Origin of the sequence: Microbacterium sp. NPDC089698, from assembly GCF_044749045.1 — a bacterium.
Taxonomy (GTDB): Bacteria; Actinomycetota; Actinomycetes; order Actinomycetales; family Microbacteriaceae; genus Microbacterium.
This window is the reverse complement of sequence record NZ_JBIVHE010000010.1, coordinates 43,322-66,778: the sequence shown is the minus strand read 5'-3', so window position 1 is coordinate 66,778 and position 23,457 is coordinate 43,322. Positions and strand designations below refer to the sequence as shown.

23 protein-coding genes are annotated in these 23,457 nt (G+C 66.3%); 15 read left to right on the top strand and 8 right to left on the bottom strand.

Annotated elements, in window-relative coordinates:
• Positions 1 to 61: 61 nt before the first annotated feature.
• From ACIPY5_RS20035 to ACIPY5_RS20015, 5 genes are all read right to left on the bottom strand, one after another.
• The gene (locus ACIPY5_RS20035) at positions 62 to 4,861 is read right to left on the bottom strand and encodes a helicase (protein ID WP_400974043.1); all 4,800 of its coding nucleotides are present in this window, start codon (positions 4,859 to 4,861) and stop codon (positions 62 to 64) included.
• Positions 4,862 to 5,061: 200 nt separating this feature from the next.
• A complete protein-coding gene (locus ACIPY5_RS20030; protein ID WP_400974041.1) occupies positions 5,062 to 5,544 on the bottom strand; it encodes a hypothetical protein in 483 nt (160 codons plus the stop codon).
• Between the two features lie 373 nt (positions 5,545 to 5,917).
• Positions 5,918 to 6,418 carry a hypothetical protein gene (locus ACIPY5_RS20025; RefSeq protein ID WP_400974039.1) on the bottom strand — a complete coding sequence of 167 codons (501 nt, stop codon included), beginning with the start codon at positions 6,416 to 6,418 and terminating at the stop codon, positions 5,918 to 5,920.
• Entirely contained in the window at positions 6,415 to 7,140 is a 726-nt protein-coding gene (locus ACIPY5_RS20020) for a ParA family protein (RefSeq protein ID WP_400974036.1), read from the bottom strand. The genes ACIPY5_RS20025 and ACIPY5_RS20020 overlap by 4 nt, the downstream gene beginning before the upstream one ends.
• Before the next feature lie 181 nt (positions 7,141 to 7,321).
• Positions 7,322 to 8,252 (bottom strand): IS5 family transposase gene (locus tag ACIPY5_RS20015; protein ID WP_400974034.1). Its coding sequence is split into 2 segments (ribosomal slippage): positions 7,322 to 7,876 and positions 7,878 to 8,252, totalling 930 coding nucleotides; the frame shifts between segments, so codons are not numbered across the junction.
• 169 nt (positions 8,253 to 8,421) lie between these two features.
• On the opposite strand from ACIPY5_RS20015, the gene ACIPY5_RS20010 reads away from it, so the two are divergent.
• From ACIPY5_RS20010 to ACIPY5_RS19985, 6 genes are all read left to right on the top strand, one after another.
• Positions 8,422 to 8,895: a MarR family winged helix-turn-helix transcriptional regulator gene (locus tag ACIPY5_RS20010; RefSeq protein ID WP_400974031.1), complete on the top strand. Its 474-nt coding sequence runs from the start codon at positions 8,422 to 8,424 to the stop codon at positions 8,893 to 8,895.
• Positions 8,892 to 9,563 carry a pentapeptide repeat-containing protein gene (locus tag ACIPY5_RS20005; RefSeq protein ID WP_400974028.1) on the top strand — a complete coding sequence of 224 codons (672 nt, stop codon included), beginning with the start codon at positions 8,892 to 8,894 and terminating at the stop codon, positions 9,561 to 9,563. The genes ACIPY5_RS20010 and ACIPY5_RS20005 overlap by 4 nt, the downstream gene beginning before the upstream one ends.
• A gap of 379 nt (positions 9,564 to 9,942) precedes the next feature.
• Positions 9,943 to 10,299: a hypothetical protein gene (locus ACIPY5_RS20000; protein ID WP_400974025.1), complete on the top strand. Its 357-nt coding sequence runs from the start codon at positions 9,943 to 9,945 to the stop codon at positions 10,297 to 10,299.
• A complete protein-coding gene (locus ACIPY5_RS19995) occupies positions 10,296 to 10,622 on the top strand; it encodes a hypothetical protein (protein ID WP_400974023.1) in 327 nt (108 codons plus the stop codon). The genes ACIPY5_RS20000 and ACIPY5_RS19995 overlap by 4 nt, the downstream gene beginning before the upstream one ends.
• A 55-nt stretch (positions 10,623 to 10,677) precedes the next feature.
• Entirely contained in the window at positions 10,678 to 10,914 is a 237-nt protein-coding gene (locus ACIPY5_RS19990) for a hypothetical protein (RefSeq protein ID WP_400974021.1), read from the top strand.
• 117 nt (positions 10,915 to 11,031) lie between these two features.
• Complete coding sequence (locus ACIPY5_RS19985) at positions 11,032 to 12,051, top strand: MBL fold metallo-hydrolase (RefSeq protein WP_400974019.1); 1,020 nt, start codon at positions 11,032 to 11,034, stop codon at positions 12,049 to 12,051.
• Between the two features lie 61 nt (positions 12,052 to 12,112).
• Here ACIPY5_RS19985 and ACIPY5_RS19980 read toward each other — a convergent pair whose 3' ends face one another.
• The 3 genes from ACIPY5_RS19980 to ACIPY5_RS19970 form a co-directional block, all read right to left on the bottom strand.
• Positions 12,113 to 13,945 (bottom strand): hypothetical protein, encoded by a 1,833-nt coding sequence (locus tag ACIPY5_RS19980; protein ID WP_400974016.1) that lies wholly within the window; start codon positions 13,943 to 13,945, stop codon positions 12,113 to 12,115.
• Positions 13,946 to 14,229: 284 nt separating this feature from the next.
• On the bottom strand, positions 14,230 to 14,478 hold the full coding sequence (locus tag ACIPY5_RS19975) for a hypothetical protein (RefSeq protein ID WP_400974013.1): 249 nt from the start codon (positions 14,476 to 14,478) through the stop codon (positions 14,230 to 14,232).
• 31 nt (positions 14,479 to 14,509) lie between these two features.
• Positions 14,510 to 14,896: an ArsR/SmtB family transcription factor gene (locus ACIPY5_RS19970; RefSeq protein ID WP_400974010.1), complete on the bottom strand. Its 387-nt coding sequence runs from the start codon at positions 14,894 to 14,896 to the stop codon at positions 14,510 to 14,512.
• A gap of 165 nt (positions 14,897 to 15,061) precedes the next feature.
• Between ACIPY5_RS19970 and ACIPY5_RS19965 the strand changes: the two genes are divergently transcribed.
• From ACIPY5_RS19965 to ACIPY5_RS19925, 9 genes are all read left to right on the top strand, one after another.
• Positions 15,062 to 15,688 (top strand): helix-turn-helix domain-containing protein, encoded by a 627-nt coding sequence (locus ACIPY5_RS19965; protein ID WP_400974008.1) that lies wholly within the window; start codon positions 15,062 to 15,064, stop codon positions 15,686 to 15,688.
• A gap of 78 nt (positions 15,689 to 15,766) precedes the next feature.
• Positions 15,767 to 16,288, top strand: coding sequence for a hypothetical protein (locus tag ACIPY5_RS19960; RefSeq protein WP_400974006.1), 522 nt, complete (start codon positions 15,767 to 15,769; stop codon positions 16,286 to 16,288).
• Positions 16,281 to 17,261: a hypothetical protein gene (locus ACIPY5_RS19955; RefSeq protein WP_400974004.1), complete on the top strand. Its 981-nt coding sequence runs from the start codon at positions 16,281 to 16,283 to the stop codon at positions 17,259 to 17,261. The genes ACIPY5_RS19960 and ACIPY5_RS19955 overlap by 8 nt, the downstream gene beginning before the upstream one ends.
• Positions 17,258 to 18,358, top strand: coding sequence for an alpha/beta hydrolase (locus ACIPY5_RS19950; protein WP_400974002.1), 1,101 nt, complete (start codon positions 17,258 to 17,260; stop codon positions 18,356 to 18,358). Before ACIPY5_RS19955 ends, ACIPY5_RS19950 begins: the two co-directional genes overlap by 4 nt.
• Before the next feature lie 415 nt (positions 18,359 to 18,773).
• A complete protein-coding gene (locus ACIPY5_RS19945) occupies positions 18,774 to 20,939 on the top strand; it encodes a hypothetical protein (protein WP_400973999.1) in 2,166 nt (721 codons plus the stop codon).
• Positions 20,940 to 21,094: 155 nt separating this feature from the next.
• On the top strand, positions 21,095 to 22,336 hold the full coding sequence (locus tag ACIPY5_RS19940) for a hypothetical protein (protein WP_400973996.1): 1,242 nt from the start codon (positions 21,095 to 21,097) through the stop codon (positions 22,334 to 22,336).
• 119 nt (positions 22,337 to 22,455) lie between these two features.
• Positions 22,456 to 22,740, top strand: a complete 285-nt coding sequence (locus ACIPY5_RS19935) for a glutaredoxin family protein (RefSeq protein WP_400973994.1) — start codon at positions 22,456 to 22,458, stop codon at positions 22,738 to 22,740.
• Positions 22,740 to 23,036: a hypothetical protein gene (locus tag ACIPY5_RS19930; protein WP_400973991.1), complete on the top strand. Its 297-nt coding sequence runs from the start codon at positions 22,740 to 22,742 to the stop codon at positions 23,034 to 23,036. Before ACIPY5_RS19935 ends, ACIPY5_RS19930 begins: the two co-directional genes overlap by 1 nt.
• Positions 23,033 to 23,443 (top strand): hypothetical protein, encoded by a 411-nt coding sequence (locus ACIPY5_RS19925; protein ID WP_400973989.1) that lies wholly within the window; start codon positions 23,033 to 23,035, stop codon positions 23,441 to 23,443. The genes ACIPY5_RS19930 and ACIPY5_RS19925 overlap by 4 nt, the downstream gene beginning before the upstream one ends.
• Positions 23,444 to 23,457: the final 14 nt, after the last annotated feature.

The following is a 23,457-nucleotide window of genomic DNA, read 5'->3' as shown; positions in this document are numbered from 1 at the left end:
TCCATCCCCCGCCCAGCGATCACAGCCCCCCAACTGCGATTCTCGCCCCCCGGTGCGATGGTCAGCCACCGAGCCTTGTGGCGATCGAGGTCCTCTTCTCGCTGTCGCCGTCCTGCCCGCTCCACTGCGACGTCGGGACGTCGGCCTCGGTGATCTCGCGGAGCCGCCGCAGTCCGGCCTCGGCGGACTCGGTCTGTGTCGGCTCCGCTGTCGCTTCGGGATCCGGGGTGTCGTCCTGCTCAAGAGCTTCCTTGACGGCCGCGAGACGGTACGCGGCGGCGTGCAAGGCGTCGGTCCGGGGGAACGGCTTGCCGAGGTTGGATTCTGCGGCAGCGAGGTCGCGTTCGCAGTGCTCGAGGTCCTGGTCGACCGCGACGATGCTGCGCGCGATTGCAATGGTCTTGTTCTCCAGGGTGCGGATCAACCCGACGGTGGCGTTCTCGACCTCAACGAGCGGGTACGCGGATCCCGAGTAGGGAACGCCATCGAGCTCGATCCGGACCCGGTTCTGTGTCCCGTCCAGCCCGAACGATCGCTCCGTCGACGCGAGCAGCTCGTGGCCGCCGATCCGGCCGAGGTGCTGCGCGGTGGTGTTGGTCCACTGCAGGTCCGCGCGGCGGGCCCATTCGGCGATCGCGGCCGCGGCGTCGGCCCGGTTGTCGTAGTGGCGATCGCGCACGATCATCCGGAACCGATCGCCGGCGACATCCGTGGTGCGCGCCTGGGCCTTCTCGAGCTGAGCACGGACGCCGTGCAGGTTCTCGATGCGGGCGGTCTGGTCGACGCGGGTCTGGGCGAGGACGTTCTGCCCGCGGTGGAACGCGATCTCCTGCCGGCGCAGCTTCTGGTACTCGGCGTCCGCGGTCGCGAGCTCCAACAGCAGCGGGTTCCCGGACGCGATCGCTTTGACCTCGGCGGCGGACAGCGCCTGGTCGCCGATGTCTTCGATCTCGCGCACGTCGAGCTTGCCGCGGGTGATCTGGTTGATGAACTGCGCCTTCCGCGACACGGTCTGCCACATGTACGCGTCGAAGGACCGTTCGGTGACGTACCGGAAGATCGCGATTTCGTCGTTCTGGTTGCCCTGGCGGATGCCGCGGCCGTCGCGCTGCTCGAGGTCGGCGGGACGCCAGGGGCAGTCGACGTGGTGCATGGCGGCGAGGCGGGCCTGCACGTTCGTGCCGACGCCCATCTTCCCGGTCGACCCGACCAGGACGCTGATGTGGCCGGCACGGGCGGCGGCGAACATGCGTGCCTTCTCGGCGTCGTTGCGGGCGTCGTGGATGAACCGGACCGATTCCGCCGGCATCCCGCGCTGCACGAGCTGCGCCTTGAGCTCGGTGTAGGCGTCCCATCGGTCCTCGTTCGGGGTGCCCATGTCCAGGAACACCAGCTGCAGCGCACCGTTCACCGGGGACGGTTGCCCGGTGATGTCGTCGAGGTAGGCGGTGTCGCGAGTGCCCTGCCAGACGGCGGCGATCCGGGCCGCGGCGACGTCGACCTTGGTGAGCCCGCTCGGCTTCTCGTACCCGTAGAGCATCCGCAGGTCCAGGCCGGCCTTGCGCCCATCGCTGCTGATCTTGAGCATGTTGTCGTCCTGCGGGTCCACGCGCCGCTCCGCGACGGCTTCGCTGCGCTCCTGCAGCTGGTCCATGAACTGCAGGAGGTCATCGGATGGCGGGACCACGACGACCTCGGGCTCGCGCTTGCCGTCGGAGGCGCGGGCGGCGAGCAGTGGGACGGGGAGGTTCAGGTCTTCGGCGGTCTTCACGTCGGCGAAGACGTGCCAGATCCTGAGCATCTCGGGGACGTTCTGGAACTGCGCGAAGCGGGTCTTCTGCCGGAACTGCCCGGTCGGGGACAGCTCCATCTCGGTGACGGTCTTCCCGAACGTGGCAGCCCAGGCGTCGAATGATCCGATCCCGGCGGCCTTGAGCAGATCCGGGCGCAGGTATCGCTGCATCACGTACGCCTCGGTCACGCTGTTCGCGAGCGGGGTCGCGGTGGCGAGCGTCGCGACGCGGCCGCCGTGCTTTCCGCGCAAGTACTCGAGCTTCATGTGCAGGTCGCGCGCCTGGTCAGACCCGGCGATCGCGGCACCGGGGATCCCGGAGACGGTCTCCAGGTTCTTGTACATGTGCGCCTCGTCGACGACGAGGTAGTCGATCCCGGTGGCCTCAAACGTGAGCCCCGGGTCGGTCTCCCGATCCAGGCGCTTCTTCATCCGCTCCTCGGTCTGCAGCAGACGCCGCTGCATCCGCTTCACGCTCAACGCGTCATCGCCCTGAGCGGCCTCCAGCTGCGCCCGCTCGTCGGCGAGCTCACGATCGATGTACTGCTCCTGGAACTCGCGCGACAGGCCGAGCTTCTTGAACGCGGACTGGGTGAAGATCACCGCGTCCCACTCGTTCGCCGCGGCCCGCGCAACGAACAAGCGGCGCTTGTCCGCGTTGCCGAGATCCTCGCTGGACACCGCGAGCACCCGTGCTGCCGGGTACGCCTGCAGCCATTCCCGGGAGAACTGCTCGAGCATGTGGTTCGGGACGACGACACCGGGCTTGTGGATCAGGGCCATCCGGCGAAGCTCGGTCGCACCGACGACCATCTCCAGCGTCTTCCCGGCGCCGACCTGGTGGAACAGACCCACGGACGGCTCGGCAATCATCCGGGCCACCGCGGTGCGCTGGTGCGGGCGCAGCTGGATGTTCACGGCCAGGCCGGGCAGGGTGAGGTAGTCGCCGGCCTGGGTGTAGTCGCGCAGCACGATCGAGTTGAACTGCCGGTTGTACGTGGTCTGCAAGTCCAAGGCCCGGGCGGGGTCCGCCCACACCCAGTCCGCGAACTTCTCCTGCAGCAGGTCCGCCTTCTCCTGCGCCGCGGTCGTCTCGATCGTATTCAGCACCCGCCGTTTGCGGTCGCCATCCTCGATCTCGTCGTGGACCTGCACGACCCGCTGCTCCATGAGCGCCTGAGCGAGCTCTGGGGCGGGCCTGCGCAGCGTCCCGTACTCGTTGGTCGACTTCACCCCGTATCGGGCACCCTTGACCGTCCAGACGCCCGCACCGGGGTTCTCCACGTGCACGCTGCGGTCGTCGAGCAGCTCACGGAGGAACTGCTCGTGGTACTCGGCGCTGATCCAGACGGCGCCCATCTTCACGGCGATGTCCTCGACCGGGAGGGTCGCGGGCTGCACGGCGCGCAGCGCGTCGACGTTCACCTGGAACCGGTCATCGTCGACGGCCGCGGCCTGGGCGTTCTCGAGCTTGGACCGTACCTCCCCGGACAGGTACTCCGGTGCGTGGACCACGGTCCCCGTCGTCGGGTCGTCGTAGACGAGCTCGCCGAGATCCGCACGCGCCTCCTCGGGGGTTGTGCCCAGCAGGTCTGCGATCAGGGTGAGGTCCACTCCCCCGGTCTCGTCCAGGCTGATCGCCAGCGCGTCCGTCGCGGACTCGGCGCCGCGCGCCTGATGCCTGGGGGCATTCATCCGCTGCACCAGGATCGACGCGCCGGCCGCGGTCTGCGTCTCCTCGTCGAACCGCTCCAGGGCCAGCACCAGGGGCCCGTACGGGTCCTTCCGGATCGTGCGGATCGCCGCCGGGGTGATCCGCGCCAGCGTCTCCTCCCCCGTCTCCTCGTTGCGCCGCCCGGTCGACCGGAGCGTGAACCTGTTCAACGGCCCGAACCGCCCCACGTAGGCGTCGTAGTCGGCGCGGAGCTGGTCGCGCGCGGACTCGATCTCGGTCGTGTCCTCCGCGGTCAGAGATTCGGCCTCGATCAGCGCCTTGGCCTGATCCCGCAACCCGACCAGGGCCCGCAGCTCCACCAGCTGCGACTTCGGTGCCGGGAACGGACGCACCTGGCCCTGTTCGATGATCGTGAACGCCCGCTCGACGGCGTCGTACTGGATCGTCCCGTCGAACAGGTTCTCCGGCGCCGGCGCGAACGCCGCACGCGCTTCCTCGACCTGTACGGACGCGGCCGCGAACACGTCACCCCGCTCACGCGCCCGCACGGTGATGTCAGCCAGTGCGTCGTGCAGCCGATCCGCGGTCGACGTCAGCTCCTCGGCGCGCACGTGGACGGTGCGGCCGCCGAACATGCCGTTGCCCACATGGAAGGTGCCGAGCACGTGCTCCGGGTGGATGTCGAAGTACGTGTTCACCCGAATCCGCTCCCCGTCGACGATCCGCGGGGTCACGGTCTCCCACGACATGTCGCGGCGCGGCTGCCCTGGCTCGCGGCGCCGGAAGATCAGCAGGTCCGTGACCGCCTCGGTGCCAGCAGAACGCCGGTGTGCCCCGGACGGGAGTCGGACGGCCCCGACTAGGTCGGCGAGCTCGTTCATCTCCCGGCGCGCGGCCGGGTTGACCGCGTCCATCGTGAACGACGACGTGAGCACGGCGACCATGCCGCCCGGGCGGGTCAGCGCGAGGGACTTCAGGATGAAGTGGTTGTGCATCGAGTGCCCGCCGGCGTTGTGCACCGGGTCGTGCAGCTGCATGTCCGCGAACGGCACGTTCCCGACCGTCGCGTCGAAGAACCCATCCGGGAGACGGGTGTGCGCGAACGACTCCGTCCGGATCTCCGCCGCCGGATACAAGCCCGCGGCGATCGCCGCCGTCGTCCCGTCGAGCTCCACACCGACCATGCGCGCCGAACTCGGTGCCATCCCGATGAACGTACCCGCACCCGCGCCCGGCTCCAGCACCCGGCCGCCGTCGAAACCGAGATTCTGCAGCGCGCCCCAGATCTCCCGGACGTAGCCGGCGTCGGTGTAGTGCGCATTGATCGTGGTCAGCTCCGCTGCCGCCCACGCCTCGTCATCGAGCAGTCCACGCAGCCGCTCCCGTTGCGGCACCCACTCGGCGTTCTTCGGGTCGAAGACCTGCGGGATCGCTCCCCAGCTCGACCACCGCGCAAGAACCTGCCACTCCCCCGCCGTCGCCGGGCGACCCTCCTCGCTGAGCCGCTGCGAGACCTCGATCGCGGCGATATTCGCCTCGAAACGGGCCCGCGCACCCGAGGGCGCCAGGTCAGCCTGCCCCGTGGGCCGGAAACCTACATGTCCCGCAGCGTCTTCGCCTGCGGATCCCAGAACGCGCTCAACGCGATCACCAGATCCCGCTGCTCCGCCTCCGTCATCGCCTCCACCGCTTCCGTCCGGTCCCCGACCGGGAAGTCGATCAACGCCAGCAACGCCCGATACCGGGACAGCAGGACTTCCTGCTCCCGCGTCAGACCAGACTCCTCCTCGAGGTCCTCCAGATCCGAGATCAGCCGGTCCAGACTCCACACGCTCGGCAACCCGCCCAGCATCTCCTCGAGCTCCTCGCTCATCGACACCGGCTCGTGCTCCACCGAGAACACCATCTCCGCGAGCACCTGTTCCTCGGCCTGCCGACGGAACCCGGTCAGCTGCGCCATCCGATCCAGATACACCGGCGACGCCGTCGCGGTCCGCTCCAGCTCGAGCGCGATCGTCTGCACCTGCGTCTCGATCTGCTCCCCCAGATCCGTGAAGAACCCCTCGGGATCCTCCAACGCTGCCATCCTCGCGGGCGCGTGCCGCTCCCAATGCGCCCGAGCCGTCTGCCCGTACCGATTCATCGCCCTCTCCCCCATCGACACCAAAAAGATCGAAGCTGAGCTGGCCACCAACAAGCGCTGCTTCCACCTCGCTCGCCGGCGCCGTCCTGGACCACTCGACCCGCGCATCCGCATCATCCTCACCCACCCCCCACAGATCAAACGCCAACTGCGTCGACGGAACCGAAGACTTACGACGACGAACCATGAACTCCCCCGCATCAGCAACACCACTACTGCGAGGAAGTTAACACACACCCTAACGGCTAAAATCGCTTGCTATCTGGGATTAGATCGACCCGTTAGCCCCAGCGAGACTCGTCCATCATCAGAACCGTGGCCTACCCGATTCCCCTGTCTTGATGAGGCCACGCCGGATCTCTTCCACCACCGCTTCAGGTGCGAGCTCGGCCTGAAGTCTCCTCAGCGCTAGGCGAATAACAGCCGACTGGTTCGCATCAACCTTCCCTCCTGGGTGAAGCATCCCTGCCACGACGACGCTCTGAAGGAACGCCTCCTCTTCTGCCCCCACGTGGATCGTCTTCTTGCTGCCAGATTTAGCTGTAACAACCTTTGAAGGTTCTTTCCGCAATGCACTCTTCTGGTGCCCCCGCCCGGTTGCACCCGGACTTTCGGGGGCATCGTCGCGGACCGTCGTGGGAGCGATCGAGGGGGACGGAACGCTGTCGGGCGTTACGGCCACCTCTTGAGCTGACTCAGACTCGGGCAACGCAACGGGCTCAGCTCGCGCGACGTGCTGGGGCGGTGGGATCGGACGCTTCCGCTCGCCTCTCCCCCGGTTCTTTAGCGCATCAAGTCCTGTGCTCATGAGACGTACTCCTTCACATACTCGGCGACGTTACGAAGTCCCTCGACGACAGGGAGCAAGGCGCGCGCAGGGCGCTCCTCTGCGGTCATGGCCATGCGCTTCGTTCGCCGGCCGACAGCGGCCGCGTACGGAACGAACGGGCCCACCTGCACGGGGGTTCCCGCGATCATGTTCTCCAGGCGGCGGATCATTGAGACCGGCGGAACCGCCGGGATCATGTACGGCACCAAGACGAGTGGATAGTCCGCGAGGTCCTTCACCATCGCCTCCGTCGCAGCCATCTCCTTCTCTTTGAGGGGAACGGGAGCCACGACAACGTGAGCGATGGCCAGCAGCGCGTTCGTCAGATCGGCTGACCCAGGATGCGTGTCGATCACAACCCACTCCTTGCCGAGGGTCTTGCCCCAGTGCTCACCCCACCGCAACACGGAATCCGCGACAACGCTCCCTTCGGGAAGTTCCGTGGCGTAATCAGGATGGGAGGGCAGCAGCATCGGCTTCCGGTATCCCTTGAGCGGGCGCGGCACGCGATCGTGTGCGAGCGCCTGCAGAACCGGCGACTCCACGCGCTTCTCCCAGCGATACCCCCATGAACGCGTCGCTCCCCCCTCATCCCAGTCGAAGTCAGCCAGCACGCCGTCGAGCGCGTTCGCGGTCTCCTGCGCGACGGTGGTCTTACCCGTCCCGCCCTTGCGGCTCGTCACAGCGATAATCTTGACCATACGAACATATTAACCGACACCAGTTCAAACCTTCAAGCATTAGATAGTTTGTATGGCAGAACCGACAAACGGCATAACGTAGATACGTAGAACGGTTACAACAGCGCGCGCGGTTCCACCCTATTTACGTATCAAGGTTCTTACCGACTAACTCACGAGGTTTCAATCGCTCCTGAGGGAACTAGGGCGTGTCTCCCATTAGGCGTAGCCAGGTAAGGATGGCGCAGATCGTGAGGCCGGCGCGGTAGGTGATCGCGAGTTTGTCGAACCGCGTGGCGATGCCGCGCCACTGCTTGGCGAGTGCGAAGTACCGCTCGATGACGTTGCGGCCCTTATAGGCGTCGGTGTCGAGCCCGGGAGGGCGACCTCCCCGGCTGCCGCGTCGCTTCCGGGCGGCTGCCTGGTCACGTTTGTCGGGGATGACGGCCGTGATGCCGCGTCGGCGTAGCTCGGATCGAATGACACCTGTCGCATAGGCGCGGTCCGCGATGACTGCGTCGGGACGGGTGCGGGGTCGGCCGCGACCTAGGCGGGGAACATGGATCTGGGCGAGGAGCTCGGTCAGCATCGCGCCGTCGTTGCGTTGCCCACCGGTGACGATCATCGCCAACGGCCGACCGTGACCGTCGACGGCCTGGTGGATCTTCGTGGTCAGCCCGCCGCGGGACCGGCCGATCCCGTGACCGGACGGTTCAACCTCGTGCCAGGGCAGATTCTTGTGATTCGATCCCGCCCCCTGTGTCCTGCTCCGGGCGGGTCGTGTTCGTCGCATGCTGATGTGCACGCGCGATCGTCGCGTCCACCGACACGGCCCAGTCGATCTTCCCCTCCGCGTCGGCCTCGGCGAGGATCTGCGCGAGGACACGGTCCCAGGTGCCATCCCCCGCGTAACGGCGGTGCCGCTTCCACACTGTCTGCCACGGGCCGAACTCCTCGCGGGGGAGATCACGCGATGGCATCCCTGTCCTGAACCGGTATGCGATCCCCTCGATCACGCGCCGATTGTTACGAAATGGGTGGCCGCGCACCCCGGTGTTCGACGGCAGCAGCGACTCGATTCGCTCCCACTGATCATCTGTGAACACCCGATACCGCGAACCCGTCGACCTCACCCCACCAGGCTGCCGCGCGACCACGTCAATCGCCGCGGACGACACAGGTGCTTCGCCCTGTTGGTCGGGTACCGCCTCGATGAGCGGTTCACACCCATGACGTCGCGAGTGGAGCGGCAACCTCACCCAGTTATGTTCCGTGGCACATAACTGGCCATAAGATTGGAGAGTGTTCGATGATGTGACTGCTGACGAGCTCGGACCGTGGCTGGGGTTCCTCCGCCTCGCGTTCCTGATCCCTGGGCGGCTGGACAGCGCGCTCGATGCGCATGGACTGTCGTTGACGGAGTTCCTCGTGCTCGACATGCTCGCCATGCTCGAACGTCGCGGGGGCTCGCAACGTATCGGGAAGATCGCTGAAACGGCGGGGGTGAGCCCGTCGACCATGTCGCGAGTGCTGTCTCGGATGGAACAGGCGGGAGCCGTATCGCGGGAGCCCTCCGCCGAGGATCGCCGGGTCGTGGTCGTGGCCCTCACCACCGCAGGGCGCGCTGCCCGGGACGCGGCTGCCCCCGCTTACTTCGCTGTCGTTCAGGACGCGTTCACGAGCAGGCTCAGCCCCGCGCAGGCTGCAGCACTCGAGGACGTCGTTGCCGCACTCGACCCCGACTGGACGCCCATGACCTCAGGAATGAACTCGTGACCACACGCCCCCGCAGCTCCACTTCGCGCCGCCCCCGCCTCGACCCGATCCGCCTCGTCGACCTTCGCGACAGCGACCCAGCAACCCTGGTTTCGGGCGCTGACTTCGACGGTGAGCGCTTCACCGATGCCGACACGGAAGGGCGCAACCTCTCCGGCGCGACCTTCACCGAGTGCGAGTTGCTCGGGTGGAACGCGCACGAGACCACCATGCAGGGCGCCCGTTTCCTGCAGACCCGCATTGAGCGGATGAACGCACCGATCGCCATCATCCGCCGCACAGCCTGGCGTGACATCGAGATGCACGCCTCCCGGCTGGGCGCGGTGGAATGGTACGAATCGACGATCAACCAGGCACTCATCACCGCCTCGAAACTGGGCTGGGTGAATCTGCGCTCGACGGAACTACGAGACGTGGTGTTCCGCAGCTGCAGGATCGAGGAACTCGACCTATCTGGAGCGACGGTTTCCCGCGTCGCGTTCGAGGAAACCAGCGTCGACAGACTCGTGCTCAACGGCACACGGGCGACCCACCTGGATCTACGAGGTCTCGACTTCCACGTAATCGAAGGGCTCGACAACCTCCGCGGCGCGATCCTGACCAATTTCCAGGCAACGCAGATGGCCGGACTCTTCGCCACCCACCTCGGCATCACTATCGAAGACTGACCCGGCGCCTCCGCAATCCCGCGCAGACGCACACGACCTAACGACAGACACCGAGGGTGCCCGTGGCGCACCGACCACGAAAGATAGACGGCCCGGCAGCCTGCACGGACCGCAAGACGAACCCCGAACGAGGCCGCAGCGGGCCAACTGAAGGCCAACCCATATGGGAGACACGCCCTAGCTCTCCGGTAGCCAGGCAGTGAACCTCAGTGAGAGCTCGAACGACACGTACTGTTCCAACCGCATTACGTTTGTATGGCATTACCTCACAACGTTGGGCGTTTCGAACCTTCACTGGTTGTTCCACCCGTGCGTAGTACACGTGGCGGTCGGGTGGGCTTCTAAACTCCGAGAACATCCTGAAGCAGGGGGGCGGCAGATGAAGAAGACCGAGCGGGTCTGGATGGATGCGGACACTGCGATGTGGCATATCTGTCGCATCGCATACGAGATCGAGACAGGGACGTCGACGTCGGCTGCACCGATCGCGACCATGTTTCCGCTACACGTGGGGGAGTCGGCGCATGCGGCCGGCCCGCTGATTGTTGATGAGTTCCGGCAGACGGGGATGGTTCGTATCAGCGCTCGTCCTTCATCGCCGGTGGAACAGGGGTCTTCGGGATGGCGCTTCTCGCCGCGACGGCAGGGGCGTCCGCTGCGGGAAACGCGAGTCGCCGAGCTCAGGCTGCGCAGGCCGCTGCGCTGGCGTGGCGGCCACGGACACGAGGCCAAGTGACGATCACCAACCTGGGCTTCTACATCCAAGACGTGGAAGGCCTTTGGTGGTGGGACTGGGGCTCGATCGATCTTCTCCAGGTCGCCGGATTCAACACGACGATCATGCACGGCAGATCCACGGGCGGGCCCGTGACCTGGCGGCTGTACTCCGACTGGGCAGAGCTGATCTTCGTACTCTGGGCCCACGCACGCCACCGCCAGCATCCGCAGTACCTCTCCGGGGGTTGGATTCCAGAGGGTTGGGCGCAGTGGGCCGCTCAGCAGGGGTATCCGCTGCAGTTCGGCAAGGAGCCTCCCCGCGCGGGCGAGATCAGCGAATAGCCGCAGACCCCTCGAGCCACCAAGCGATGCAAGGGAGGGCGATAGGGTCTCGGCTATGCGATTGATCGCGTTGCCGGACAAGGACGGGCGCCCGACGTTCTGGGTCAACGCCGACCACATCGTCATGATCCAGCGCCAGGACTCGAACACCGGCACCGGGATCCACGTCGTCGCAGAAGTGAAGGTCGACGGCATGCCCCTGTTCCGCACACCGGTCGGGGACTTCGACAACCTCGCATCCGCCGACACAGCGTGGGCCGCGTTCCTCGAACAGCTGCAGCACGTGGCGTAGTCGGGCCGGGGGAGTGGGGCATCGGCAGTGAGCAACTGCCCGAACGACGTCCTGCTCACCGCGTCGGGGAAGGCGTCGACAGCCAGGAGTCTCGGATCGCACGGGTACCGTGGTCGAATGGGCGAAGACATGAACGACAGGGCAGACCCTGAGGGCCTGGCCGCGTACGAGCCTTCCCGATTCGAGTTCGCAACCGTCGCAGACGAGATCGAGTACACGCTCGCGTTCGAGGACTTTCGCGCAGCGCTGCGCGAACGCGGGACCATCAGGATCCACATCCGGAACCTCCGACCGGATCAACCCTCCCCGCCCGCAGAGCTCCACCCGCTTGCCCGCGCCGTTCGTAACCCCGAGCCTGCCCTGCGACCGGTGCCCATACGTGGGGCAGGGTTCGTCGTGCATCGGGTCGCCGAGGGCGTGGCCTTCGTGCAAGGCCCCAGCGTGAACTGGGTCGTCCTGGAGGGGGAGCATGGTCCGGTCCTCGTGGACACCGGATACCCCGCGGACGACACCGCCGTGCGCGGCAGCCTCAAAGCTCTCGGCCACACGGTCGACGAGCTCGCTGCGATCCTCATCACCCACGGCCACGGCGACCACATCGGCAACGCCGCCGCCTACGCCCACGAGGCCAACTGCCCCGTCTACACGGCGGCCGCGGAGATACCGAACGTCCGACGCGACATCACCGAACAGATCACCATCCCCACGCTACTGCCCCACATCCTCCGCCGCGGCGTCGCCGCCTGGGCACGACACGCGATCCGTGCCGGCGGCAAGAACGCCCCACCCGTCCCCGACGTCCAGCCGCTGCCCGACCAGCCCCAGCAGGCGCTCGGTCTCGACATCACCGCCGTGCCACTCCCAGGACACACCCGCGGACACACCGGATTCCTGCTCCCGAGTGCTGGCGTCCTGATCGTTGGCGACGCGCTCGTGACCGCCCACCCCACCTCCCGTACGAACGGCCCCCAGCTGCTCGCACGCATGTTCCACGCCGACCCCAGACAGGCGCTGCGCAGACTAGAGACCCTGCAAGATTTGGAAGCGACAGTCCTGCTGCCGGGACACGGCCCCCACCTCACCATCTCCCCACGAGATGCCGCCACCGCCGCGACCCAGACCGCGTTCCCGTACTAACCCCTCAGACCTTCCCACGGCACGACTCCCAGCGCACGTCGACAACAGGAAAAGGTCGGCGTCAAGCGATGAGCTCCGTGTCACGGATCTGCTGCAGAAGGTCCGCCTTCACGAATCTCCAGGCCGTCCGGTGATCTCCGCTGCCGTCGGGATGCGTAGGGTAGGTCGGCCAGGCACCGGGACCGCCGACATCGTCGACGAGCTGGAAGATCAGCGTCTGCCCGGACGCCCCGGTGCGCTCTCGTCCGGGACGTCCGGCCTTGCGGGCCAGGTGGTTCTGCCACCACGCCCAGACCTCTCGTTCACGCTCCATCCGCAGCTCACGCCGGCGCAGCACGCCTCCCAACCCGAGCTTTCCCGCGGCCCAGTCCCGGAAGTCCTTCGCACGGCGCCTCCACCCACCCAGAGCCGTAGCGAGCCGGAACCGTCTCAACCTGGCCAGAGCAACAAGCACACGCCCCCGCGGCACCCCTGCCCTCGCAGCGACGTCCTCCACCGGGCTCTCCACCGTCGTCAGCGCTTCATACACTCGTCGCGCGGTTGGCCCCAGCCCTCCGCGGGTGAACAGGTCGTGTCTGCCTGCATCGATCCGATCACTGAACTCCCTCAGCAGCACTGCTCGGGCGTCGAAGAGCTCGGAGGGGGGGCGGGCGGTCACGTCGTGAAGTGGCCCGTCTTGTCGATCGGCTGTGGAAAACCGGTCACTGACCCTCCACACGGCCGCGTCCAGTCCCTCGCTCGTCCTGGTCCTGGTCACCCATCCGGCCTGCTGCAGGCGCCGCAGGGTGCGATCGACGGTGGTGGACGGGATGCCCGTGACGCCGGCGATCGTGCGCAGCGCGGCCGCCGTGTCACGAGAGCCTGAACGCAGTGCAAGCCAGCCCAGCGCGGTGAGGACCATGGCGTCGTGGAACGCAGCCTCAGAGGCCGCCCAGCGGCCCGGCGAGACCCGGAACGCCTGCAGCATCCCCTCACCCGTCGCGACGATCACCTCGAGCTCGCTCAGATCCCGATCGGCGCGCTCCTGCGGCGCGTACCGGTACCACAGTGCCCGGTCCACCGCCTTGTCCCACTGTCGGGACAGACGGGCGGCGGCTTCTTCAGGTCTGCGCGGCACGCGAGCGCCGCCCTGAGCGTTTCTGCTGGTCCGGTAGTGCTCTAGGCCCGGAGCGGTCCTTACGGCCTTCTGGACGTCGCTGAGAGTCCATCCGGCCACCGCGGCAGCGAGCAGGCAGAGGTAGCCCGTCCTCGAGGGATCGGCGCCGCCGGCGACGGTGGCCATGTGCGCCTCACCCCATGCCGGCAACGGCCGGTGCGGGCGATGCGCCTGGTCAACCGGACCCGTCGCCGGTTGCTCCGCAGGATCCGCGGTGGGGGAGAGGAGCCGGAATCCGGCGATCGCGCGCTGCAGGTCCGCCGTCGTCACCGTGTGCTCGGTGAGCAGCTGCACGTCGCCTTCCATCACCACGGACGCCCCGGCCCTCGCATGCGGGGATCCCGGAGGGCGCACGGCCCCGGTGCGATCGTTGCACAACAGGCCGCGGTCCAGGGAAGGCAGCACGGCGGCCGCGGCCAGGGACAGCTGCACCAAGACCGGCTTCTCCAGGCCCGCCAGCGGCACCCACACGTGGAAACCGCCCGTCGACGAGGACCGACACACCACATGCGGGATCTCCGCGTCCCGCAGCACCCGGACGAGCACGCCGAGGTCCTCACACGCCTGCGCGAAATCCTCCGGCTGCTTCGCGTCCAGGTCGAACACCGCGAACCAGAAACGCCCATCCTCCGAGGTCAGGTTGATCGTGTATGGCGTCGACGGCGGCGTCAGACCCACCGTCGGGAACCGGCGCGGGTAGCTGTTCGCGTGCAGCTGCCCATTCGCCTCACGCCGCATCGCATTCACATACCGACGCGGCACGATCGCCCGTGTCAACGCCCACGCTTCCGCCGGCGGCAGGCCCCTCCCAGGCGCGACACGCCGAGAAGAACCCCGGGCGCGCTGGAAATCTTCAAGGGTTCGTTCTACGATGGGGTCACCTCCTCGATTCGCCTCGTGGGGACAACAAAGCTCCGGCTGCTAACCGGGGTTTACTTCAAATTCAGACCGGTCCTGGGTCGGCAAACTTTCGGACCGGTAGCAATATCAAGTGGCCCCGCCTTCGTGGCGGGGCTTCTGCTTTATGCGGCAGCTGAGCGGCTGGCCTCCTCTGGGAAATTGACAAGCTCATTCGTGCGATCGCGCGACGGCTGGGGGACAAACTCCAGCATCCCCAGAGCCACAGCGGCGAGCTTGACCATGTACTCCCCGTAGCTAAGCCCCTCTGCCGTCGCGTTCTCCTTCAGGATCGTCGCGAAGGGCACAGGGGGCTTTGCGCTGATCGTCTCACGCGCGCCCTTCGAGGGGCGACCCACACTGTTCCGTGCCATGCGTCGATCATCCAGCAATTAACATTTCCGCTTAGGAATTCTCGCGGCGTGTCGCTCTCGAACTCGTCGCCGGGTCGCCCGACGCCACCGCCGGCAATGTAAGGAGTGCCGCGAGTTCCTGGAAGCGATCGAGAAGAACATCACCTCGAACTGTGTAGCGCGCTCGCTGACCACGCCGATCCGCACGCGGCACGGCCCGAGGGGGGTCGACCTCCAACACGCCGAGATCAACGAGTGCAAACACGTGGTTCTTCACGGTGTTGACCGAAACTTCGGTCCCTTCAGCGACCTCGCTGACAAGCGACCTGGGATGCCGCACTAGGAAAGACAGGATGGCCAGGCGGGCGGGGTTGCCGCCGAGAACGCTAATGGCCTGCTCCGCGGCAGGCGGGAGCGACGTCGCGGCGTAGGACGGCATAACCGTTCATTCTTCCAACTCTCGTCGCTTGAAGTATGAGTAGACCGATGAGTAATCTAGTACACTGCATCTTGACCACCCAAAGACGATTCGCGGGGAGGGGGCCGCTACGCTGAGTGCGTGGGTAGGCAAGCTCGGGGAGAAGCGAGCGCGTGGGCTCGGGCGATGGCCGGCGCCGTCGCGCAGCTTCGCGACGAAGCCGGCATCACCAACGAAGAGCTTTGGCAGCGCGCCAAGATGTCCCGTTCGTACTACTACGAGCGGATGGGCCTACGAGCCGCGTTCGATGCCAACGACTTCGACCTTCTCGCATCCGCGCTCGGGACACATCCGCACGAAATCTCACGCGTCGCAGCCACATTCGCCGATGCTTCCGTCGACCCAACTCTGCGGGTCGATCGCCGAGAACTCGCTGCTCGAGTCAAGCGACTGCTGGACAGCCCACTTCCGTCCGGGGAGCTATTCAGCGAGGCCGTCTTCTTCGCTTCCTTGGCAGATCGCGGCCTCTCCGATTCCGCTCATGACTGGGCTGAGTTCGTCGACTCCACGAGCGACGGCCCCGTTCGACTTCGTGTTGTCGAAGCCCTGTCGGATTACTACGACGTGCCGTTGGCGTACCTCACAAGTTTCGACGACGAGTCAGCCATCGATGCCACCGAAGCGCGGCTTGACTTTCGCCAAGCCCTACGGGAGTCCGGCGCCGATGCGATCGCAGCGCGAGCTGTCGGGGACGTTTCACCTGCAGCGCTCCGCGCAATCGCCAAATCCATACGAGCGATCGGGTCCGGCTGACCGGACGACCTACAGGAGGGAAGCTGCTCGCCCGAAGCGCTGGGGAGCGTGCGAGTAGCTAATTGGGGGGGGGTACCAATGTGGCATTATCAGCCGTCACGTTCGGACAAGGACCTGCGCGACAGGGCAGATTGGCTCGTCGGGCAGCTTGAGCTGCCCGACGGCGCAGACCTTGAGATGATCGTGGGACGGGTCGCTGATCTGACGGGGCGACGTATCGACGTAGAGCCAGTCGGCGATCGCGATTGGGAGACGGTAACCGGTCTGCTGCTGATCGATGACACCCGAGCTCGTATCCTCTCTCGCCGGTCAGACCCGCGTTGGTATCAGTTCCACACGGTTCTGCATGAGCTCGCTCATCTGCTCTGGGGACACCCCGGCTGCGGAACGCTCCCGTGGCGACACGCCGGAATGAAGCACGTGGGAAACGCCAGGGCTGTACTGGCGAGGGGGGTCGTGACACGAGACTTTGAGCGGTCTATCGACTACGGCAATCTGGACGCAGTAGTCGAAGCGGAGGCGGAGAAGCTCGCGCAGCTGCTTTCCGCTATCGTGCTGGCGACGCCCCAGGCCCGAGACGAGGCAGTCTTTGGTGCCTGAGTTCCGCATCGGCGCCGGCATCGCCCTCGGCCTGCTTCTCTTTCTGATGCTCTACCGGATCCCCAACATGATTCGGCACCCTGAGAGCCGCCTTGCGTGGTTGGCATCATTCACTGGATGCCTTGCGCTGATATCCGTTGGAGTCTTGCCGTTGCTATCGCTGCCGGTTCTGGATGGTTGGCTTGGTGGAACAAATCTCATCAACCTCTCCCAAAATGTGCTCGCAACGTGCGCGTTCTGGTTCCTCCTTCAGGCCACGCTGACGTTGGACGAATCTCGCTTCAATCCAGCATCGACCTGGGCGCTCCCCGGCATGATCGTGCCCTTCGCGATCCCCTTCTTCATGATCGCCAATCGCGGCCCGACAGATCCGAACTTCATTCGCAGTCGGGTTGATGACTGGGCACTTTGGGCCTACGCGGTCCTCTACATGCTGAGCGTCACCCTCATCATGACCCAAATCTTGCTCGGCGTTCGAGGACGGCGCCCATGGCAGTATCACCTGATACGGATCGGCGCCGCCCTGATCGCTCTCGGATCGTTGCTCGAGGTCATCTACCTCACACTTCGAGTGCTTGACGTCCAGCCCCGGGCACTCATCGAGCGTCTTGGCGATCTATTCGCCCCTCCGTTCTTCGGCGGCGTGGTCGCCGTTACCGCAGGGATCATGAGCTTCACATTCGCGAAATGGACCCGGGCAGGAGCTTGGTGGCTGCTTGGAAGGCTGCTCGCTGGGACCCGCGCCACCCACGAGATCGACGTCGCAAACCTGGCCCAAGACGATGCCGCGCATGAGTCCTACCGCCTCGCGGTACGCCTCACGGACCTCGCGAATAGCCAGACACTTTTGAGGCGAGAGAGGTTCTCCTTAGTCATCGCGGCGTGGATATTGAACCGCTTGATGCGCGCCCCAGCGGTCGTGCGCCTCAGCATCGCCCCACAGGACCATCCACGCCTGAACGGAACTTCATGATCAAGCTTGCAGATGCTGCTTCCTCGGCTGCCGGCCACGCACTCAAAGGGCTTTCTCTTCGGATCGTCTCAGCAACCCGCCGACGCCGCCCGGTGACAGCGCACGGCCTGACAGATGGCGTCGTTCTACCGAAAACGAGCCTTACCGGCGCTCCGGGTGAATATGGCCTCTGGTTCGGCCCCGACTTCTCATCTCATGCGGTTCTGGGGGAGGTCCTAGTCGACGACGGCCGGCGCGTGCGTCGCGAAGTCAAGGGGTCTTCGGTCCCGCTCGGCAAGTTCAAGGCACACATGACCGGGCACATCGCCAACCGCCCAGAGGATGTTGGGCTCACTCACTCCGAGGTCACTATCCCCACCAGCGACGGCCAGGCGTTCCCCGCGTGGCACTTCGCGGGCGACCCCAACCGCTGGGTGATTCATGTGCAGGGGATCCGGACCTCCCGAGCTTTGACTCTTCGAACGGTAGGACCTGTTTCGACGGCCGGCCTCACCTCGCTCTCCATCGCGTACCGCGGCGCCGGGGACGGCCCTCCACAAGCAACGAGCACCCTGGGACTGACCGAATGGAGGGATGTCGCCGACGCGATCACGTTTGCGCGTACGAGAGGAGCCCGCGACATCACACTTGTCGGCTGGTCGATGGGTGCTGGCATAGCGCTCGAAACCGCCCGGCGACACCCAGATCTCGTCGACCGCTTGGTGCTGATCTGCCCCGCGACCAACTGGAGACCGATCATCGCGCAGGGCGCAAAGACGGCTGGCCTGCCGCCCTTCGTCGCCAAGGTCATGCTCTGGCTCCTGAGCTCACGGGGAGGTAGTAGCGCCGCTGGGCTCCCCGAACCACTGGACTTCGATCTGCTGAACTGGACCCGCCCCGGAGCACTCCACGTACCCGCACTGGTGATTCACACCAGCGGGGATGAGGAGATCCCCCTCGAGCTATCCCGAGCGTTTGCGAACGCTCATCCCAGCCACGTCACCCTGGTTGAAACTGCAGCTGCGCCACACGGTTGGGAACAGAATGCTGACCCTGCCCGGTTCAACAGAACCATCCAACAGTTTCTTTTCCAAGACTATGTTGACAGCGAGTCCTGAAATACGGATAGGCTGACCTGGCCGACCCATCGGGGTGGTGAGCACCAAGCTCACCACCCCGAGTCTCGTTCTGAGGACTAGAAAGTCCATATTTACAAACTCCACTTGACTTCAGTCTCTATTTCCGGACATACTGACCATGTGAGCCGGGGGGCGAGCGCGTAGACCACGTTGGTCCGGTTTGGGCTTTGCCTCCTATCTCGCACACGAGCGGGGACTTCCCCTCGTGACGTCGAGTGTTTGGGGAACCAAAGTCATGTCGGAGACGAGAGTGTCGTTGCGGGGGGCGCAGAAGCGCGCTGCTCGTATGCGGCGAGGAATCAAGGGTGGTGTGGCCGCGTTGACGATCGCCGGCCTCGCTGCTGGGGGAGTGGCGCTTGCTTCTCCCGCGTTGGCGGCTGACAAGGGTCCGGGCGTGGATGGCACGTACGGGTTCGTCGGGATGGAGATCGAGAACGGCGTGGGGTACGTGACCTGCGGCGATTCGAGCCTTGCCGTTCCGCTGGGGATCAGTCCGATCTCGGACACCACGGTGGGAGAGTTCGTCGCTGACCCGAACGTGACGAACTCGAAGACGTCGAACCCGACCGAGTCGGGGCAGATGAACACGATCCTCGTCCGGCATGGGCAGAACAACCCGGACGGCGTGACGGGTGCGGCCGTGAACCTGTCGATGAACGCGTTCATCAAGACCGGTGGTCTCGCCGAGATGCAGACGTATGTCGGTGACCCCACCGTTCAGGCGCTGGCCGAACAGTTCTACAACGAGGCCCTCGCCACGCAGATCGGTGGCGCGACGAACGTGACCGCGCAGGCGGAGCTGCAGATCGACCCGACCAACAACTTCAACGGGACACTGATCCTTCACGCGACCCCGGGCACCACGTGGGACTACAAGATGACGTCGGGGACGATGGTCATCAACGGTCAGGACGTCACGTCCGCGTCGAGCATCCCGGCGGAGACGCCGATCGCGGTGCACTGGACGCCCGGTGAGGATGTCACGGGTCACCCGATCCAGGGCACCTTCGACCTCGCGAACGGCGGCCAGGTGTGGCCGGCCGCGATCCGTGTCCTCGGCTACGGCGACGGTTACCAGCGCATGCTGGCCCCGATCGCCCCGACCCAGGTGTCGTTCCACGGTGAGTTCCAGGACCCGGCCGCTCGCACGGCCGTGTTCCAGCCGACTCTGACGTCGAAGACCGCGACGATCACCCCGGACGGGAAGCTGACTGACACGTTCGTGTTCGGGACGAGCCCGGACAAGAACGGTCTGAACAACCCGTGGGCGACGCGCGGCGATGGTTCGGCGCGTGAGGTCGGTTTCAAGGTCACCGCGTACGAGACCGGTGCTGATGCTCCGGACCAGTCCGCGACGGTCCCGGCAGGTGCGAAGGCTGTGGGTTCCGCCACGGTGGTCGGCAAGGGCTCGGGCTCGACCGGGTCGATCACGATCTCGGGTGTGCAGCCGCAGAGCCACTACACGTTCGTCGCGGCCTATGACCCCGACACGACGCCCGCCGCGACGAAGCTCTTCCTCCCGAAGGACTACGCCTGGCAGCACGCGTTCGGGATGAAGGACGAGACGACCGTGGTCCCGATGACCGTGGACATCAACACGAAGGTCCTCACCGGCACCATCGCCCCTGGCGTGAAGAGTGGTGACTCGGTGACGTTGTCGACCAAGGGGCCGTGGCTGAACGTCGGTGGAAAGGCGTGCACGGTCGTCGCGTACGGCGAGTTCATCGACCACCCTGCGGGCGACGTGAAGGTCACGGACTCGCTGCCCAAGGGGGCTGTCGTGAGCGGCACCGCTCAGCTGATCTTCACCAAGGCCGGGACGGTCGACACGGCCCAGGTCAAGATCCTGTCCGGGGACATCACGGCCCAGCAGGTGATCGAGGGATCGCAGAGTTGGCACTGGCAGGTCCGCGCTCAGGACCAGGTCACCCCGGGTTGCGTGCTTCCGATGAACGAGAAGTACGGTCTGCCCGAGCAGACCCAGAAGATCGTTCTCCCGAAGGTGACCACGAAGGCTTCGCAGCCGACCTACGGTGGCGACGCGTCCGACACCATCAAGGTCGACGGTCAGATGCCCGGCAAGGGTGAGATCCACGTCGTCGCGAAGCCGTACGACGTCCCGGCCGGCACCACCGACCTGAAGACGGTCTGCACCGAGCAGAACCTTGTCAAGGGATTCAACACGGCCCTCATCAAGGTCACCACGTCCCCGTCGGAGCACCAGTCCCCGTCGATCAGCAACGTGACCACGAAGAAGGTCTGGGGCGAGGAGGCGTACTACACGCCCACCGAGGGCCCCAACAAGGGCGTCGCGATCAAGTACTTCTCGGCCTGCGCCGAGGACACCGAGATCTCGACCCCGGGCCCGAAGCCGTCAGCGAACCTCGCCATGACCGGTGACAGCACCTCGCTGCCGCTGGCCCTCGGCGCTGCGGGCGTCCTCGTCCTGGGTGCCGGCCTGATCGTCGCCACTGCGCTGGTCCGCCGCCGCAAGGCCGCCGCCCTCGCGGGCGACGTCCAGCACCGGTCGACCTACACCGACACCCCGGACGGGGTGTAACCGACCCCGGGGCTGCTCCCACCGTTCCTCCCGGAGCAGCCCCGGCACCCAGAAGAAAGCCTGGGCCGCAGAAACCCTGCGGCCCAGGCGGGAGGAACACCACCACCGCCGCCCGTATCCACGACGGCGTCCATCAAGCCATTGGGAGGAACACCATGAGCACCGACACCACCACCCCGGAGGCGACGAAGAAGTCGCCCCGGCGCAAGATCTGGATCACCATTGCCGCGGCCGCTGTCGTCGCCGCGATCGGCATCCCCGCCGGCGCCTTCGCGTACACCGGCTACCGAACCCAGCAGACCACCGCCGCGGCAGAGACGGCCTATCAGGCGGCGCAGGAGGCGTACACCCAGGCTTCCGACGCGGCCTCGGGAAACGACCTCGAGCAGAACAAGCAGCGGCTGCTCGACCCGTACCAGGCCGCAGCCTCGACGGTGCAGGCGCACCCGGCACTGTTCTCGCCCGAGTCGGTCAAGGCGCTCACGGCCGACACGGACCAGTACGCGGCATTCCTGAAGACCAACTACGCCCAGGGCGCGGACAAGACCAGCGCGGGCACGTGGAAGCTCGGGACCCCGGCGAGTGTCCCGTTTTCGAAGAAGCAGGTCATCGACAAGTACCTCGAATCAGACAAGGCACGCGCCGCGGCCTCGAGCGCGCTCAAAGCCAGCATGAAGACCAACGGTGCTCTCGTGAGTAAGTACACGGTGATGTTGTACACCGAGGTGTACCTGCAGAGAGCCCTTGACAAGGACCTGCAGGCAGCGGCCGCGTCAGCACCGAAGCTTAAGGACACCTACGTCGGGACCGTGACGAAGGGGTCCGCCGACGCGCAGGCCGCGCTCACGAAGGCTCTCGCTGCACTGCAGCCGAAGGACACGGCCAAGCCCGACATCAAGGTGTTCAAGGCGTACACGGACGCCGCTGACGCTCTGAAGACCTCGCACGACCAGGTCGTTGCAGCCGAGCAGGCGGCCGCGCAGCCGCCCGTGCAGGGGAATGGAGACCAGGGCACCGGCGACGGCGGCTCGGGCGGCAACGGAGGAACCTCCGATGGCTGGAACGGCGACGGCGGATCCGGGGGTTGGAACGGTGACGGCGGCTCGACCGGCGGCACAGGAGCCACCGGCGGAACCGGATCCACCGGCGGCACTGGGTCGACCGGCGGTACCGGCTCGACCGGGCCGTCGTGCTGGGGCAACCAGGAGAACGCCTGCGACAAGACCCCGCCCACGTACGCATCGAACGGCAACGAGGTCGGCTACTCGAGCATCTGCAGCTACTACTCCAGCCACAACGTCGGATACGGCGGACGCTCTCTCGGCGGCAGCCCGAGCGGCGTCAAGTGGGCAGCAACCGTCGACGGCCCGACCGTCACCTACTACGTGTGCGAATAGGCCACGGCCTCTGACCCCCGCGCTTCCGGTCGCGGGTTTCCCAGGGGCCTGCACCTCCCTCCGCTCTCCCCCCGAGCACAGGTGCAGGCCCCACTTCTCCCCAAGGAGAGGACCAGATCGTGAACGACAACGAGAACACCCCCACGGTCCCGGCCTGGATCGTGATCGGTTCCGCCGGGTGCGGCCCGTGCATCGCGACCGTACGCGCCCTGGACGCGCGCGGGGTCGTCTACGTGAAGCACGACGTCGACGAGCTCACCGACGAGCAAGCATCCGCTGCCCGCGCGGCGGTCCCTGCGGGCGATCGCGTGGAGCTGCCCGTCGTGATCACCCCCGAACGCACCTGGACCGGTTTCCGGCCCGACTACATCGACTCATTCACCGTCCCGAAGGAGGGCCGCTGATGTACCAGGAAGACCCCCGCGCCTCGTTCAAGGCTGAGATCCCTGACGAGATCCGCCACCGCGCCGAGACCCCTGAACGTGATGTCGCCCGCGCGATCGCAGAAGCCGACGTAGCCGCCGCTGGGGCGGATCTGCTCACGTCTGGCCGCCGCCCCGCCCTGCAGCGAGTCGCCGCGGTGCTTGCTGGCGCCGCCCTCGTCGCGGGCGGTGTCGTGCTCGGCGCCGTCGCCGGTCTCTTGATCGTGGGCGTCGTGCTGATCGTTCTCGCCGCGAACAATCCGACGAGGGACGCATGAGCGCCCCGACGGTCCGGATCCGTGCACACCATGTGAGCCCGGCACGGCTGACCGCACGCACCCGCCGGGACCTCCCTCCGGTCGCTCGGCGCCAGGCCGTGCGCCCCGTCATGTCTCCGTCGACATGGGCTGAGCTCATTGGCACCGTCCGCCGTGAGCTCGGCTGGGGACTGCTGATACTGATCGGCTCATTCGGTGGGCTTGCGGTATGCGCGTGGATGTTCGTGCAGCGACTCGTACAGCCTTCGGTGGACGCGTACGCGGACTTCCTCTGGATCCTTCTCACCGGCGCGGGGTCAACCTTCTTCGTGCTCTGCGCGATGACCCTCCTCGAGGGGGTCGCGGATCTTGTCCAGGAACTACGTGATCTGCGGCGCAAGGCTTCGAAGGACGGTGCGATCAAATGAGCGTCCTTCCCACC

What these genes read in the sequence shown, in the direction of transcription:
- ACIPY5_RS19985 (WP_400974019.1), top strand. Translation starts at nt 11,032, where the DNA reads ATGGGCGAAGACATGAACGACAGGGCAGACCCTGAGGGCCTGGCCGCG.
- ACIPY5_RS19925 (WP_400973989.1), top strand. Translation starts at nt 23,033, where the DNA reads ATGAGCGCCCCGACGGTCCGGATCCGTGCACACCATGTGAGCCCGGCA.
- ACIPY5_RS19975 (WP_400974013.1), bottom strand. Translation starts at nt 14,478, where the DNA reads ATGGCACGGAACAGTGTGGGTCGCCCCTCGAAGGGCGCGCGTGAGACG.
- ACIPY5_RS20020 (WP_400974036.1), bottom strand. Translation starts at nt 7,140, where the DNA reads ATGGTCAAGATTATCGCTGTGACGAGCCGCAAGGGCGGGACGGGTAAG.
- ACIPY5_RS19965 (WP_400974008.1), top strand. Translation starts at nt 15,062, where the DNA reads ATGGCCGGCGCCGTCGCGCAGCTTCGCGACGAAGCCGGCATCACCAAC.
- ACIPY5_RS19930 (WP_400973991.1), top strand. Translation starts at nt 22,740, where the DNA reads ATGTACCAGGAAGACCCCCGCGCCTCGTTCAAGGCTGAGATCCCTGAC.
- ACIPY5_RS19950 (WP_400974002.1), top strand. Translation starts at nt 17,258, where the DNA reads ATGATCAAGCTTGCAGATGCTGCTTCCTCGGCTGCCGGCCACGCACTC.
- ACIPY5_RS19960 (WP_400974006.1), top strand. Translation starts at nt 15,767, where the DNA reads ATGTGGCATTATCAGCCGTCACGTTCGGACAAGGACCTGCGCGACAGG.
- ACIPY5_RS19970 (WP_400974010.1), bottom strand. Translation starts at nt 14,896, where the DNA reads ATGCCGTCCTACGCCGCGACGTCGCTCCCGCCTGCCGCGGAGCAGGCC.
- ACIPY5_RS19980 (WP_400974016.1), bottom strand. Translation starts at nt 13,945, where the DNA reads ATGCGGCGTGAGGCGAATGGGCAGCTGCACGCGAACAGCTACCCGCGC.
- ACIPY5_RS19990 (WP_400974021.1), top strand. Translation starts at nt 10,678, where the DNA reads ATGCGATTGATCGCGTTGCCGGACAAGGACGGGCGCCCGACGTTCTGG.
- ACIPY5_RS20025 (WP_400974039.1), bottom strand. Translation starts at nt 6,418, where the DNA reads ATGAGCACAGGACTTGATGCGCTAAAGAACCGGGGGAGAGGCGAGCGG.
- ACIPY5_RS20000 (WP_400974025.1), top strand. Translation starts at nt 9,943, where the DNA reads ATGAAGAAGACCGAGCGGGTCTGGATGGATGCGGACACTGCGATGTGG.
- ACIPY5_RS19940 (WP_400973996.1), top strand. Translation starts at nt 21,095, where the DNA reads ATGAGCACCGACACCACCACCCCGGAGGCGACGAAGAAGTCGCCCCGG.